Below are 13,236 nucleotides of genomic sequence, written 5' to 3'. Positions count from 1 at the left end.
CTCGATGACGGACACCAACTCCCCCTCTCCCAGCCGTCGTTCCCTGCTCGGCTGGGGCGGCGCGGGCCTGGCGCTCGGCGCGGCCGCGGCGGGCGGCGCGGTGGCGATGGCCCGCACCGAGGACGGCACCGAACCGGCCGGCTCGGCGATCGCCTTCCACGGCGCGCACCAGGCGGGCATCGCCACCCCCGTGCAGGACCGCCTGCACTTCGCCGCGTTCGACGTGACGACCGACGACCGTGAGGCCTTCGTCCAGCTGCTGAAGGACTGGACGGCGGCCGCCCGGCGCATGACGGCCGGACACGCCGTCGGCGAGGGCGCGTTCGGCGGACTGGCCGAGGCACCCCCGGACGACACGGGTGAGGCGCTGGGCCTGAAGCCCTCCCGCCTGACCCTCACCATCGGCTTCGGCCCGTCCCTGTTCGAGAAGTTCGACCTCACGGACCGCCGCCCGGAGGCCCTGGTCGACCTGCCGAAGTTCGCGGGCGACAACCTGGACAAGAACCGCAGCGGCGGCGACCTGTGCATCCAGGCCTGCGCCGACGACCCCCAGGTCGCGGTGCACGCCGTCCGCAACCTGGCGCGCATCGGCTTCGGCAAGGTCGTCATCAAGTGGTCGCAGCTCGGCTTCGGAAAGACCTCCTCCACCACGCCCGAGGCGCAGACACCGCGCAACCTCATGGGCTTCAAGGACGGCACCCGCAACATCGCGGGCACGGAGACGGACCGCCTGAAGAAGTTCGTCTGGGTGGACGAGAAGGACGAACCGGCCTGGATGGCGGGCGGCAGCTACCTGGTGGCACGCCGCATCCGCATGCACATCGAGACCTGGGACCGCACCTCGCTGCAGGAGCAGGAGGACATCTTCGGCCGCGACAAGGGCGAGGGCGCCCCGGTCGGCAAGGCCAAGGAGCGCGACGAGCCGTTCCTGAAGGCGATGAAGCCCGACGCGCACGTCCGCCTCGCGCACCCCGACACCAACCACGGGGCGACGATCCTGCGCCGCGGCTACTCCTTCACCGACGGCACGGACGGCCTCGGCCGCCTGGACGCGGGCCTGTTCTTCCTGGCCTACCAGCGCGACGTCCGCGAGGGCTTCATCCCCATCCAGCGCAGCCTGGCCGCGGACGCGCTCAACGAGTACATCCAGCACGTGGGTTCGGCCCTCTTCGCCGTCCCGCCGGGCGTCCGCGACAAGGACGACTGGTGGGGCCGCACACTGTTCTCCAAGGAGGCCTGAACCGGTGTTCTCCAACTACCTGATCGGTCTGCGCGAGGGCCTGGAGGCCAGCCTCGTCGTCTGCATCCTCATCGCCTACCTGGTCAAGACGGACCGCAGGGACGCCCTGAAGCCGATCTGGGCCGGCATAGCCGTCGCGATCGCCCTCGCGTTCGGCTTCGGCTGCGCCCTCGAATTCGGCTCCCAGGAGCTGACGTTCCAGGCCCAGGAGGCCCTGGGAGGGTCCCTCTCCATCCTCGCGGTCGGCCTGGTCACGTGGATGGTGTTCTGGATGCGCCGCACGGCCCGCCACCTCAAGTCGGAACTGCACGGCCGGCTCGACGCCGCCCTCGCGATGGGCACCGGCGCACTGGTCGCCACGGCCTTCCTCGCGGTGGGCCGGGAGGGCCTGGAAACGGCCCTGTTCGTCTGGGCGTCGGTCCACGCGGCGAGCGACGGCACACCCCGCCCGCTGCTCGGCGTCGCCCTGGGCCTCCTCACGGCGGTCCTCCTGGGCTGGCTGTTCTATCGGGGCGCGCTGCGCATCAACCTGGCGAAGTTCTTCACGTGGACCGGCGGCATGCTGGTGGTCGTCGCGGCCGGCGTCCTGGCCTACGGCTTCCACGACCTCCAGGAGGCCGACTTCCTGCCCGGCCTCACCGACAAGGCCTTCGACATCTCCGGCACGATCCCCCCGGACAGCTGGTACGGCACGCTCCTCAAGGGCGTCCTCAACTTCCAGCCCGACCCCACGACGCTCCAAGTCACGGTCTGGCTCCTGTACTTGATCCCGACCCTGGCTCTGTTCCTCATGCCGGCCCGCACGACGACGCCGACGCCGGTACGCGACAAGGTGTGACAGCGCACTGCCGCTGAAGCCGAGGCCGGGTGGGTCCGCAGCCCGGCGTAGCGGGGTGCCTCCCCCAAGCTCTTAGCGGCACGATTGCCCGCAGCTGGGCGAGCCACGACGCGCCCGCGCCCGCGTACGGCGAGAAGGGGCCGTGTCGGGGGGTGTCCGCCCGCAGCGGTTGGCGCGTCGACGGACACTCAGTCGGCGTGCAAGCCCATCGCGCCGTTCCGAGGACGGACACCCCCGGCGCGGCCCCAACCCACCACCGGCGACAGGCGCAGCCACCAGCACCCCCACCCGGCAACAGGCGAAGCACCCGCCCCGGCCCAACCACCGGACGCACCCGGTAGGGTTCGCCTCCGGAAAGGGGAAGGTGAAGGTACCCGATGAGCAGGGATCGCGACCCTCGAACGCTCCGCAGGCCCGCCCGGAGCGCCCTCATAGCAACCTCGGCGACCGCTTTGTCGCTGACGGCCAGTGGATGCGTCGTCGTGCACGGCGAACGGGAGATCCTCCCGTCCACGACCCGCGCCGAAGCCGCCCAGGCCCTCCAGGAGTTCACGACCGCGTACAACGAGGCCGACAAGGCCTACGACGGCACCCTGGACGCCGACCACACCACGGGCGCCCTCGCCGACATCGACTCCGCCCGCCTCAAGGCCGGGAAGGCGAACAACCCGGACGGCAACCCGCGCCACACCCCCCTGAAACTGACGGACGCGAAGTTCACGATCCCGAAGAAGGCCGGCTGGCCCCGCTGGTTCGTCGCCGACGCGGCCGGCAACAAGGGCGGCACCGCCCGCTGGCTGCTGGTCTTCACCCGCAGCAGCCTGGACGACCCCTTCCAGGTGGCGTACCTGACGCTCGTCGCCCCGGACAAGGTCCCGCAGTTCAGGAAGGACGCCGACGGCTGGGCCGAGCCCGTCCCCGTGAACTCCACCGACCTGGCCACCGACCCCGGCGACCTGAGCCGGACGTACGCGACGTACTTGAAGAGCGGCGGAGAGACCTTCGCGGACGGCGCCCACACCAGCCAGTGGCGTGCCCTGCGCGAGAAGAACGGCAAGAAGCCCGGCATGGTCACCCAGTACATCGACGAGCCGCTGACGAACGGCGACTACGCACCGCTCGCGCTGCGCACGACGGACGGCGGGGCACTGGTGTTCTTCACCACCCGCCACTACGAGAAGCAGACCGCCTACGCCGGCACGCCCGTCCCCGCCCCCAACAAGGACGTCCAGGCCCTGACGAAGGGCGAGATCAAGCAATCCCTCACGATGGAGTTCGTCTCCAACGAGGTGGCACTGGACCCCAAGGGCCCGGGCAAGGTGACGATCCTGGGCAGGATCCAGGGACTGACCTCGGCGGAGGGCTCGTAGCCCAGCCCCTGACGCCCCCGTCGCGCCCACGGCCCGGCGGCGCTCACGGCACGGTCGCCGACCGGCGTCAGTGCCGCAGGGGCCAGGTCGCCTCGCCGGCCAGGCCGGTGTCCTCGCCCACGTAGCGCCCACAGACCTCCGTGAGCACCTCCAGCAGGCTCAACGGATCCGGCAGCGCGTGCTCCGGCCCGCGCACCCACCGCACCGCCTGCTCCTCGCCGGGCAGCCGCGCCGGCGGTACCAGGACGTAGGAGCCCCGGCAGTGCCAGCGCAGCCCTGGGTGCTCGTCCGCCGTCTCGGGGTGGCAGTCCAGTTCGCACGGCCACCACTCGTCCTCGTCCTCGGGCGTACCGCGGGTGGCCGTGAAGAACAGGAGGCGGCCGTCGTCGCTCTCGGCGACCGGCCCGACCTCGACACCGGCGGCGAGCAGCCGCTCCAACGCGTCGCGACCGGCGTCGAGGGGCACGTCGAGGACGTCGTGCACCATGCCGGTCGCGGTGATGAAGTTGGCCTGCGGCTGATGGCGGGCCCAGCGCTCGATCTGGGCGCGGTCGGTGGTCGACTGCGTCTGCCAGGCGAAGGACACCGGGTGCCGGGCGGGGGTGGGGCAGCCGACCCGGTCGCAGGAGCAGCGGTAGCCGGCCGGGTGCGCGGCGGGCGCGAGGGGCAGTCCCGCGCCGGCGGCGGCGAGCAGCAGGGCCTCACGGCCGCCGTCCCCGGCGGTCTCCTTCGCCCGGCGCCCGGCGCGCAGCCACTGGCTGAGTTTGCCCTGCAGGCCGGTCCGGCCGCCGAACTCCGCGCTCATCTATCCCCTCGCCTCGCCGTCGTGCCGAACAGCATGCCTCATCGTCCCATCTTCCCGCGCACCGGGGGGCCAGTGCCCACATCCAGGACAGGTGGGACGCACCGCGCACCGGAGGCCAGACGGGACAGGCGGGACGCACCGGGCGCCGCACGCCGGGCCCCGCACAGGGCAGGCGGGACGTACCACGTGGCGGGCGCTGAACGGGAGGAGAACGGCGAGCCCCGCTCTCCACTGTGATCGGGTGTCATTGCCCGCTTTGACCTGACATGGCGTCCTACCGTGGGCGCCATGGTCACAAGGATCGCGTTGTCGGGCCTGGCCTCCGTGGCGTCCGTGGTCTCGCTGGCCCTGTCGGGACCCGGCGGCCGCGCCCCGGCCCCGCTGGAGTGGGGCGCGGGTCCGCTGACCGTGGCGGCCCTGCCCCGGATCACGTACGTCGCGCACCGCGGCGGCGCCCGTGAGGTCCCCGAGAACAGCATGACGGGGCTGGCGACCGCCTACGAGCGGGGGACGGCGCAGGTGCTGGACTTCGACACGCGGCTGCTGCGCGACGGCACGCCGGTGGTGTTCCACGACGAGACCCTGAACCGCACCACCTACCAGGGCGGCGCGGTGCGCGGCCTGGACGCCCGGGAGTGGCGGGGCGTACGGCTGCGCCCGAAGGACAGGCTCCCGGGGAGCTGGCGGTCGGAGCGGCCGCCGACGGTCGCCGAGGTGCTCGATCGTTTCGGCGGGCGGATCGTGCTGATGCTGGAGGCGAAGGACCCGCGCGGCCTCGACCGGCTGGCCGAGCTGATCCGGGCCCGTGGCCTGACCCGCTCGGTGTTCGTGAACTCCAACGACCCCGAGGTGGCCCGGCGCGTCCACCGTCTCGGCCTGCTCTCGCAGTTGTGGCGCTCGGCGCAGCAGCTGCGCACGGACCGCCCGGAGCGCTGGCGGTCGTACGTGGACCTGCTGGACGTCGACCACCGGGCGCGCGACGCGGATCTGGCGCGGGCGGTGAACTCGGGGATCGCGCGGGTGTGGGCGCACACCGTGGTGACGGACGCGCAGCGGGACCGGGTGCTGGCGCTGGGCTGCCGAGGTGTGATCACGGACGCGCCGGGGCGCCTCGCCCGGGCCGCTCAGCGCGGGGCCAGGCCGTGAAGGGCGTAGTCGACGAGGGTGTCGGTGTACTCATGGGAGATCGGGCCCGTGTGCTGGAGCCAGCGCTGGGCGAGCGGGGAGATGAAGAGCTCCAGGGCGATGCGCGGATCGATCTCGGGCCGCACCTGGCCGGCCTCCTGCGCGGCGCGCAGCCGGCCGATGTAGAGGTCGAGTGAGGGCTGCATCAGCTTGGCCACGAGCTCGCGCCCGAGCTGCTCGTTGACGACGCCCTCGGCGGCCAGCGCGCGGGAGGGCACGTCGAACCGGGGGTCGTTCATCTGGTCGACGGTGGCGCGCAGCACGCCCTTGACGTCGGCGGCGAGGTCGCCGGTGTCCGGGAAGGCGTACGGGGCGGGCCCGGCCTCCTCCGTGGACTGCTCGGCCAGGTCGAGGAACGCCTCCATCAGGACGTCCGCCTTGGACGACCACCAGCGGTAGATCGTCTGCTTGCCGACGCCGGCGCGGGCGGCGATGCCCTCGATGGTGGTCTTCGGGTAGCCGACCTCGACGACGAGCGCGAGGGCGGCGTCGTAGATGGCGCGGCGGGACTTCTCGCTGCGCCGGGTGGAGTCGGGGGCGGGCTTGCCGGGAGCGGGCTGGGTGGACTTCTGGACGGCCATGGGCCGAATTTATCAGGTTGACAAGACGGAGCGTCTCGCGGACAGTGGAGGGACGCGTACGAGACGAACCGTCTCGTTCCTCGAAGAGGATGGCCACGGAAGGAGCCCGGGATGACCCGAGGCGGAGCCGGAAACATGCTGGGTGTCGGCGGATCGCGCAGGAACCTCGGCCGCAGGGAACTGCGCGGCGGGGGCCGGGACGGCCGGATCGGCGGCGGTCTCGACCCGCAGGCCCAGAAGCGCGAACTGCTGCGCAAACTGCAGGAGAAACGACAGCAGCAGGACGCGCGGGAAGGGGGCACGGCGGGCGAGGCGTCATGAGCCTCCCCCGTGCGAGGGAGAGCGGACCCTCGCGCGCGGGATCCTCCCGGGCGGTCCGGCGGATGTACTGAGGCGGTCGCGGCCCGCGACCGGCGGACACCCGCCCCACGGACACCCGGGAGGACTCGGCTCATGACCGCATGGACCAGACGACGGCTGCTCAGCACGGCGGCCACGGCCCTACCGGCGGCGGGCCTCGCCACCACGGCGGCGGCTTCCGCGCGGGCGGCGGCCTCGGCCCGTCCCGGGGGCACCGACGTGGCCGACGCGCTGCGGGCCCTGCCCGGACTGCGCCTGGTCGAGGAGCGGCACGACGCCGAACCGGGCTACCGGCACTTCGTCCTGGGGCTGCGCCAGCCGGTCGACCACACGAACCCGGCCGCCGGCACGTTCGAGCAGCGCCTCACCCTGCTGCACACCGCCGCCGACCGCCCCACCGTGCTGTTCAGCACGGGCTACCACGCGGTCCTCAGCCCCCGCCGGAGCGAACCGGCGGTCCTGCTCGGCGCCAACCAGCTCCAGGTCGAGCACCGCTACTTCGGGACCTCACGCCCGGCGGACCCCGGCTACACCCACCTCACCGTCCGGCAGGCCGCCGACGACCACCACCGCGTCGTCCGGCTCTTCCGCCGTCTCTACCCCGGCGCGTGGATCTCCACCGGCAGCAGCAAGGGCGGCATGGCGAGCGTCTACCACCGCCGCTTCCACCCCCACGACGTGAACGGCACGGTGGTCCACTCGGCCCCGAACAACGTCGACGACCGCGACGACTCCGCGTATCTGCGCTTCCTGGAAACGGCCGGCACCCCTGCCGCCCGGGAGGCCCTCGAGGCGGTCCAGCGGTCGATCCTGCTGCGCCGGGCCGAGCTGGTCGCGCGCTACGAGGCCTGGGCGGCCGCCACCGGCGACACCTTCCGGCTCGTCGGCAGCGCCGACAGGGCACTCGAGATCGCCGTCCTGCGCGTGCCGCTCATGTTCTGGCAGCGCGGCACCCCGGCCGACGTCGCCGCGATCCCCGGCCCCGGGGCGACGGCCGACGAGCTGTACACCTGGCTGGACGCCACGACGGGCCTGGAGCTGTACGCCGACACTACGGCCCGGAACTACATCCCGTACTGGTACCAGATCGGCACCCAGCTGGGGTACGGCAGCTTCCCCACCGCCCACCTCGCCGACCTGCTCCGGCATCCGGACGCCGCCGAGCCGCGCAGTTTCGTCCCCCGGGACGTCCCCCTGCGCTTCGACCGGGCCGCCATGCCCGACATCGACCGCTGGGTCCGGCGGCGCGGCAGCCGGCTGCTGTTCGTCAACGGCACCCAGGACCCCGCGGTCGCCGAGCACTTCCGCCCCGGAGGTCCGGACTCACGGCTGTTGTGGGTGCCGGGCGGAAACCACGGCGCCGACCTCGCGGACCTGTCCCCCGCCGACCGGGCGTCGGCGGAGGACATGCTGGTCCGCTGGGCGGGTCAGGAGTACTTCACGCACACGTTGGGCACGTAGCCCACGGTGCCGCGGTAGTTGACCTTGCGCCAGTAGTGGTAGCTGTCTATGCCGCAGGTGTTCTTGTACGAGCCGCCGTCGACGCCCTTGATGTCGCAGCCCTTGGTGCCCTTGTACCAAAGGCGCAGGCTGGTCGACCTGGTGCTGGCGGACTTGCGGACGTGAACGGTCGACAGGGCCGTGAGGCTCTTGCACTGAGCCGTCGCCGCGACGGTGGCCATGTCGCCGCTCCCGGCCGTCGCCGTGCCGGAGGCGCTCGGCGCGAGGCCGGTCAGGGCAGGCCAGGGCCGCCACCGCCAGCGGAGCGATCAGCAGTTTCTTCAAGGGTTCCTCCCGTTTCAGTGGTACGCGTCGTGCACGCCCGGGGGCGCGAGTTGATCTTATGCGTACCTGACAGAAGCTCAGGAGGGCGGCCAGGCGTCTCCCCAGTCGGCGTCCCGGGCGGCCTTGTACAGGTCGCCGTGGCGCTTGGTGACGGTGCTGCGGCGCAGGGACGGTTCGCTCTCGCACAGGTCGAGGAGGACCTGGCCCTTGCGGATCTGGGGGCGCCGGACGACGCGGTTGGCAGCCGGGTCGACGGGGAAACGGGCGGCGGCGACGTACGCGAACTTCTCGTCCTCGTAGGCGAGGGAGCCACCCTTGACCTGGCGGTGCAGAGAGGAGCGGCTGACCCGGGCGGAGAAGTGGCACCAGTCCGTGCCGGGGGTGATGGGGCAGGCGGCGCTGTGCGGGCACGGGGCGGCGATCCGGAAACCCGCGGTGATCAGCCGGTCCCGGGCCTCGATGAGGCGGGCGTAACCGTCGGGGGTGCCGGGTTCGACGATCACGACGGCCCGGGCGGCGGCCGCGGCGGTGTCGACGAGGGCGGTGCGGTCCGCGGCGGTCAGCTCGTTCAGGACGTAGGAGACGGTGACGAGGTCCGTGCTCTCCAGGGTCAGCGCCGCCCCGATCCGGGAGCGCTGCCAGCGGACGTCCTTCAGCTCCGGGTTGGCCGCGGCGATCTCGCGCCCCAGGGCGAGCGCGGGTTCCGCCCAGTCCAGCACGGTCACGGGCCGCTCCCCGCCCCAGACCGCGCTCACGGCCCAGGCGGCGGCACCGGTGCCGCCGCCGAGGTCGGTGTGCCCGCCGGGCACCCACGCGGGCGCGGCATCGGCGAACGCCTCCAGCGCGGAGCGCACGGCCTCGAAGGTCGCGGGCATCCGGTAGGCGGCGTAGGCGGCGACGTCGGCCCGGTCCCGGAGGATGGGGGCGTCGGTCGGGGTGGCCCCCCGGTAGCTGGCGATCAGCCGCTCGACCGCCTGCGAGGCCTGCCGGGGCGGCAGCCCGTCGAGCAGACCGGCAAGAGCGGCACGGAGGTTTTCGGCCGGAGGTACAGGGGCGTTCACCCGGCGATTCTACGAGGCGTCCGGGGGTGAGGGACGCGTGTACCGGGGGGGCGGGCCGGGGGCGGGATGCGGGCGCGCGGCGGGCAGCGGGCCGTACTGGGGCGGGACGCACCGGGCGGGCAGCGGGCCGTACTGGGACGGGACGCACCGTGAGGGCAGCGGGCCGCGCTGGGGCGGGACGCACCGGGCGGGCAGCGGGCCGTACTGGGACGGGACACACCGGGCGGGCAGCGGGCCGTACTGGGACGGGACGCACCGGGCGGGCAGCGGGCGCCGTGGGTGGGCCGCACGCGGGCGAACAGCGCTCGCGCCCGGAGCCTCGTTTCTCACGCGAGCACCACTCGCACGGCAAGGCGGCGCCCCCTCACTCACCGAGGACGCTGCTCACGCCCCCGGGCCCGTCCCCCTGCCCCACCCCTGCGTGAAAATCACCGCACCGCCCGCGCCACCCGCGACGCCGCTGCCGCTCTCGGGGCGTTGTCCGGGCGGCGGCGGCGTGGGTGGACCGCGTTCGTGAGCAGGATCAGGAACGTGTCCGTGGCCGGGTCCAGGACGAGGGACGTGCCCGTGAAACCGGTGTGGCCCGCCGCGCCGCGGCCCGACAGGTCGCCCATGAACCACGGCTGGTCGAGGGAGAAGCCCAGGCCCGGCGGGGTGAAGAGGAGCTCGACGAAGTCGGGGCCGAGGATGCGGGCCGGGCCGTGCGAGCCGCCGGCGAGGAGGGTGCGGCAGAACACCGCGAGGTCCCGGCCGGTGGAGAACAGCCCCGCGTGGCCGGCCACGCCCCCGAGCGCCCAGGCGTTCTCGTCGTGGACCTCGCCGCGCAGCATCCCTCGGTCCGCCTTGGCCCAGGGCCGCCGCTGGTCCTCCGTCGCCGCCGCGCCCGCGCACGGCCCGAAGTCCGTCGCCGTCATGCCCAGCGGCCGGGTGATGCCGTCACGGATCAGGACGTCGAGCGCGCGGCCGGTGATGCGCTCCAGGACGTACTGCAGGAGCAGCATGTTGAGGTCGGAGTAGCTGTACGTGCCCGGCACCCCGACCGGCGGCTCCGCCTGGAGCATCGCCAGCCGCTGCGCTTCGTCGGCGCAGTCGTACAGCGGGAGTTCGGGCCGCAGCCCGGAGGTGTGCGTGAGCAGCTGCCGTACGGTGATGCCGTGCCGGGCGGCCGCCGTGAAGTCGGGCAGGTACGCCCCGACCCTCGCGTCGATGCCGAGCGTGCCCCGCTCGATCTGCTGCACGGCGGCCACGGACGTGAACAGCTTGGTGAGGGACGCCAAGTCGAAGGGCGTGCCCACGGTCATCGGGACCCGTTGCCCGGGCGGCAGCTCCACCCCGGCGTCCGAGTCGGGGTCGTAGGCCGCGTAGCGGACGGCCCAGCCGGCCGCCTCCTCGACCGCGATCACCGGGCCGCGTCCGACGACGAGGACCGCGCCCGGCGCCCAGGGGCGCCGCCCGGTGGTGAGGACGTGAACCTCCCGGACGAGGTGACGCAGTTCCCCCGGGTCGAGTCCGGCCCGCTCCGGCGTGCCGTCGCGCAGTCTGGGTGCGCTCAGCTGACTGCTCCCTCCACGCTCGCGCGGCTGCTCTCCTGCTTCCAGGGTCGGCACATTCCCATGAAGCAGGCCAGTGCCACCAGTGCGGCGGCCAGTTGGACGACGGCCATCGGGACGGCGGTGTCCTCCCCGGCGACGCCGACCAGCGGGGAGGCGACCGCGCCGATGAGGAAGGAGGACGTGCCGAGCAGTGCCGACGCGGAGCCCGCCGCCTGCTTGGTGCGCATCAGGGCGAGGGCCTGGGTGTTGGGCAGCGTGATGCCCATCGCGGACATCAGCACGAACAGCGCGGCGGCGACGGGCACCAGGCCGACCTCGCCGAAGACGCCGAGGGACATCAGCAACAGCGCGGTCGCGGCGGTGATGACGATCGTGAGGCCGATGCCCAGCACCCGGTCGAGGCTGACCCGGCCGACCAGGATCTTGCCGTTGATCTGGCCGACGAGGACCAGCCCGACCGAGTTGACGCCGAACAGCAGGCTGAAGGTCTGCGGGGAGGCGCCGTAGATCTCCTGGATGACGAACGGGGACGCCGAGATGTAGGCGAAGAGGGCGGCGAAGGCGAAGCCGCCGGTGAGCATGTAGCCGGCGAAGGCGCGGTCGGCGAGCAGGCCGCGCATCGCGCACAGGGCCTCGCCGACACCGCCGCTGTGCCGCTCGGCGGGCTCCAGCGTCTCGGGCAGCCGCGTCCAGACCAGGACCCCGATCAGCACGCCGATCGCGGTGAGGACGACGAACACGCCCCGCCAGTCGGTCACGCGCAGGACTTGCCCGCCGATGAGCGGCGCCACGATCGGGGCGACGCCGGAGATCAGCATGAGGGTGGAGAAGAAGCGGGCCATGGCCATGCCGTCGTAGAGGTCGCGGACGACGGCCCGGGCGATGACGATGGCGGCGGCGCCCGCGAGCCCCTGGGCCAACCGGAAGGCGACCAGCGTTTCCACGGTGGGCGCGAGCGCGCACAGGACGGTGGCGACGACGAAGACGGCGAGCCCCGCGAGCAGCGGGCGGCGGCGCCCCCAGCGGTCGCTCATCGGCCCGACCACCAGCTGCCCGAGCGCCATCCCGGCGAGGCAGGCGGTGAGCGTGAGCTGGACCGTCGCGGCGGGCGCGTGCAGGGAGCGGGTGACCTCCGGCAGGGACGGGAGGTACATGTCCATCGCCAGCGGAGGCACGGCGGTCAGGCTTCCGAGGAGGAAGGTGACCAGGAGCCCGGTGCGGCGCTGCGGTGTGCGGTCGGGCCGCTGCGTCCCGGCTGCGGTCTCCTGCGCGGTGTTCGATATGGACGCCCCACCCTCGGGCATGAGCCCCTCCCTCTCCGAGTCGATCGCCACCTATGCTCTCAGCTCGTACGCAGTGCTCGGGGTCACAAGGTGAAGGCGGGGCGGGAATGACGGCGGACACGGTGCGGTGGGGAATCCTGGCGACCGGGGGTATCGCGGGCGCGTTCACCGCGGACCTCATCGACCTGCCGGACGCGGAGGTCGTGGCGGTCGCGTCCCGGTCCGAGGAGTCGGCGAAGGCGTTCGCGGAGCGGTTCGGGATACCCCGGGCCTACGGCGACTGGCACGCGCTCGCCCAGGACGAGGACATCGATGTCGTCTACGTCGCCACACCGCACACGGCCCACCGGGCCGCCGCCGGTCTGTGCCTCGCGGCCGGGCGGAACGTGCTGTGCGAGAAGCCGTTCACGCTGAACGTGCGAGAGGCGGAGGAACTGGTCGCGCTGGCGCGGGAACACGGGCGCTTCCTGATGGAGGCGATGTGGATGTACTGCAACCCGCTGGTACGACGGCTCAAGGCCCTGGTCGACGACGGGGCGATCGGCGAGGTGCGCAGCGTCCAGGCCGACTTCGGGCTGGCCGGGCCCTTCCCGCCCTCGCACCGGCTGCGCAACCCGGAGCTGGGCGGCGGCGCTCTGCTCGATCTCGGCGTGTACCCGGTGTCGTTCGCGCAGCTGCTGCTCGGGGAGCCGTCGGACGTCGTGGCGCGGGCGGTGCTCTCGGAGGAGGGCGTCGACCTCCAGACGGCGGCGGTGCTCTCCTTCGACAGCGGTGCCCTCGGTTCGGTGCACTGCTCCATCGTGGGCGGTACGGCGACCTCCGCCTCGGTCACCGGCTCCCGGGGCCGGATCGACATCCCGCACGGCTTCTTCTTCCCGGACCGTTTCGTCCTGCACCGGGACGGCCGCGACGCCGAGGAGTTCACGGCCGATCCCGCGGACGGGCCCCGCAACAGCCTGCGCCACGAGGCGGCGGAGGTGATGCGGGCCGTGCGTGCCGGGGAGACGGAGTCCCCGCTGGTCCCGCTCGACGGCACGCTCGCCGTGATGCGCACGCTGGACGCGATCCGGGACCGCGTCGGCGTCCGCTACCCCGACGAGGCGGGCGAACCGGAGCTCACATCGGCCTGAGGCCCTGATCGGGCGCGCAGGGGCAGGGGATCGGCTCCCGGTGGC

General features: G+C 73.1%; 13 protein-coding genes. 7 read left to right on the top strand and 6 right to left on the bottom strand.

The window, feature by feature from the left end:
• Positions 1-4: 4 nt before the first annotated feature.
• The 3 genes from efeB (at position 5) to ABTX60_RS32240 (ending at position 3,448) form a co-directional block, all read left to right on the top strand.
• Positions 5-1,240, top strand: a complete 1,236-nt coding sequence (efeB, locus tag ABTX60_RS32250; RefSeq protein WP_352100541.1) for an iron uptake transporter deferrochelatase/peroxidase subunit — start codon at positions 5-7, stop codon at positions 1,238-1,240.
• 4 nt (positions 1,241-1,244) lie between these two features.
• Positions 1,245-2,078: an iron uptake transporter permease EfeU gene (gene efeU / locus ABTX60_RS32245; protein ID WP_352100540.1), complete on the top strand. Its 834-nt coding sequence runs from the start codon at positions 1,245-1,247 to the stop codon at positions 2,076-2,078.
• Positions 2,079-2,455: 377 nt separating this feature from the next.
• A complete protein-coding gene (locus tag ABTX60_RS32240; protein WP_352100539.1) occupies positions 2,456-3,448 on the top strand; it encodes an SCO2278 family lipoprotein in 993 nt (330 codons plus the stop codon).
• A gap of 67 nt (positions 3,449-3,515) precedes the next feature.
• Here the strand turns inward: ABTX60_RS32240 and ABTX60_RS32235 are convergent, their stop codons facing one another.
• Complete coding sequence (locus ABTX60_RS32235; protein ID WP_352100538.1) at positions 3,516-4,253, bottom strand: bifunctional DNA primase/polymerase; 738 nt, start codon at positions 4,251-4,253, stop codon at positions 3,516-3,518.
• Positions 4,254-4,541: 288 nt separating this feature from the next.
• Here ABTX60_RS32235 and ABTX60_RS32230 point away from each other — a divergent pair, with 288 nt between their 5' ends.
• The gene (locus ABTX60_RS32230; RefSeq protein WP_352100537.1) at positions 4,542-5,399 is read left to right on the top strand and encodes a glycerophosphodiester phosphodiesterase; all 858 of its coding nucleotides are present in this window, start codon (positions 4,542-4,544) and stop codon (positions 5,397-5,399) included.
• Here ABTX60_RS32230 and ABTX60_RS32225 read toward each other — a convergent pair.
• Positions 5,378-6,019 carry a TetR/AcrR family transcriptional regulator gene (locus ABTX60_RS32225; protein ID WP_352100536.1) on the bottom strand — a complete coding sequence of 214 codons (642 nt, stop codon included), beginning with the start codon at positions 6,017-6,019 and terminating at the stop codon, positions 5,378-5,380. The genes ABTX60_RS32230 and ABTX60_RS32225 overlap by 22 nt on opposite strands.
• 111 nt (positions 6,020-6,130) lie before the next feature.
• Between ABTX60_RS32225 and ABTX60_RS32220 the strand changes: the two genes are divergently transcribed.
• Together ABTX60_RS32220 and ABTX60_RS32215 are read left to right on the top strand one after the other, a co-directional pair.
• Entirely contained in the window at positions 6,131-6,340 is a 210-nt protein-coding gene (locus ABTX60_RS32220) for a DUF6243 family protein (RefSeq protein ID WP_352100535.1), read from the top strand.
• Between the two features lie 132 nt (positions 6,341-6,472).
• Positions 6,473-7,840, top strand: coding sequence for a S28 family serine protease (locus ABTX60_RS32215; protein ID WP_352100534.1), 1,368 nt, complete (start codon positions 6,473-6,475; stop codon positions 7,838-7,840).
• Here the strand turns inward: ABTX60_RS32215 and ABTX60_RS32210 are convergent.
• The 4 genes from ABTX60_RS32210 to ABTX60_RS32195 form a co-directional block, all read right to left on the bottom strand.
• Entirely contained in the window at positions 7,807-8,061 is a 255-nt protein-coding gene (locus ABTX60_RS32210) for a hypothetical protein (protein WP_352100533.1), read from the bottom strand. The genes ABTX60_RS32215 and ABTX60_RS32210 overlap by 34 nt on opposite strands.
• A gap of 180 nt (positions 8,062-8,241) precedes the next feature.
• The gene (locus tag ABTX60_RS32205) at positions 8,242-9,225 is read right to left on the bottom strand and encodes a small ribosomal subunit Rsm22 family protein (protein WP_352100532.1); all 984 of its coding nucleotides are present in this window, start codon (positions 9,223-9,225) and stop codon (positions 8,242-8,244) included.
• Between the two features lie 428 nt (positions 9,226-9,653).
• Complete coding sequence (locus tag ABTX60_RS32200; RefSeq protein WP_352100531.1) at positions 9,654-10,832, bottom strand: serine hydrolase domain-containing protein; 1,179 nt, start codon at positions 10,830-10,832, stop codon at positions 9,654-9,656.
• Positions 10,775-12,082 (bottom strand): multidrug effflux MFS transporter, encoded by a 1,308-nt coding sequence (locus ABTX60_RS32195; protein WP_352100530.1) that lies wholly within the window; start codon positions 12,080-12,082, stop codon positions 10,775-10,777. The genes ABTX60_RS32200 and ABTX60_RS32195 overlap by 58 nt, the downstream gene beginning before the upstream one ends.
• An 86-nt stretch (positions 12,083-12,168) precedes the next feature.
• On the opposite strand from ABTX60_RS32195, the gene ABTX60_RS32190 reads away from it, so the two are divergent.
• A complete protein-coding gene (locus ABTX60_RS32190; RefSeq protein ID WP_352100529.1) occupies positions 12,169-13,191 on the top strand; it encodes a Gfo/Idh/MocA family protein in 1,023 nt (340 codons plus the stop codon).
• The last annotated feature ends 45 nt before the right edge of the window (positions 13,192-13,236 follow it).

The organism is Streptomyces sp. NPDC126510 (genome assembly GCF_040302345.1).
Lineage (GTDB): Bacteria > Actinomycetota > Actinomycetes > Streptomycetales > Streptomycetaceae > Streptomyces.
Note: the sequence above shows the minus strand (reverse complement) of the source record. Positions and strands in the feature narration are given on the sequence as shown.

What these genes read in the sequence shown, in the direction of transcription:
- efeB (WP_352100541.1), top strand. Translation starts at nt 5, where the DNA reads ATGACGGACACCAACTCCCCCTCTCCCAGCCGTCGTTCCCTGCTCGGC.
- ABTX60_RS32240 (WP_352100539.1), top strand. Translation starts at nt 2,456, where the DNA reads ATGAGCAGGGATCGCGACCCTCGAACGCTCCGCAGGCCCGCCCGGAGC.
- ABTX60_RS32235 (WP_352100538.1), bottom strand. Translation starts at nt 4,253, where the DNA reads ATGAGCGCGGAGTTCGGCGGCCGGACCGGCCTGCAGGGCAAACTCAGC.
- ABTX60_RS32230 (WP_352100537.1), top strand. Translation starts at nt 4,542, where the DNA reads ATGGTCACAAGGATCGCGTTGTCGGGCCTGGCCTCCGTGGCGTCCGTG.
- ABTX60_RS32225 (WP_352100536.1), bottom strand. Translation starts at nt 6,019, where the DNA reads ATGGCCGTCCAGAAGTCCACCCAGCCCGCTCCCGGCAAGCCCGCCCCC.
- ABTX60_RS32220 (WP_352100535.1), top strand. Translation starts at nt 6,131, where the DNA reads ATGACCCGAGGCGGAGCCGGAAACATGCTGGGTGTCGGCGGATCGCGC.
- ABTX60_RS32215 (WP_352100534.1), top strand. Translation starts at nt 6,473, where the DNA reads ATGACCGCATGGACCAGACGACGGCTGCTCAGCACGGCGGCCACGGCC.
- ABTX60_RS32210 (WP_352100533.1), bottom strand. Translation starts at nt 8,061, where the DNA reads ATGGCCACCGTCGCGGCGACGGCTCAGTGCAAGAGCCTCACGGCCCTG.
- ABTX60_RS32195 (WP_352100530.1), bottom strand. Translation starts at nt 12,082, where the DNA reads ATGCCCGAGGGTGGGGCGTCCATATCGAACACCGCGCAGGAGACCGCA.
- ABTX60_RS32190 (WP_352100529.1), top strand. Translation starts at nt 12,169, where the DNA reads ATGACGGCGGACACGGTGCGGTGGGGAATCCTGGCGACCGGGGGTATC.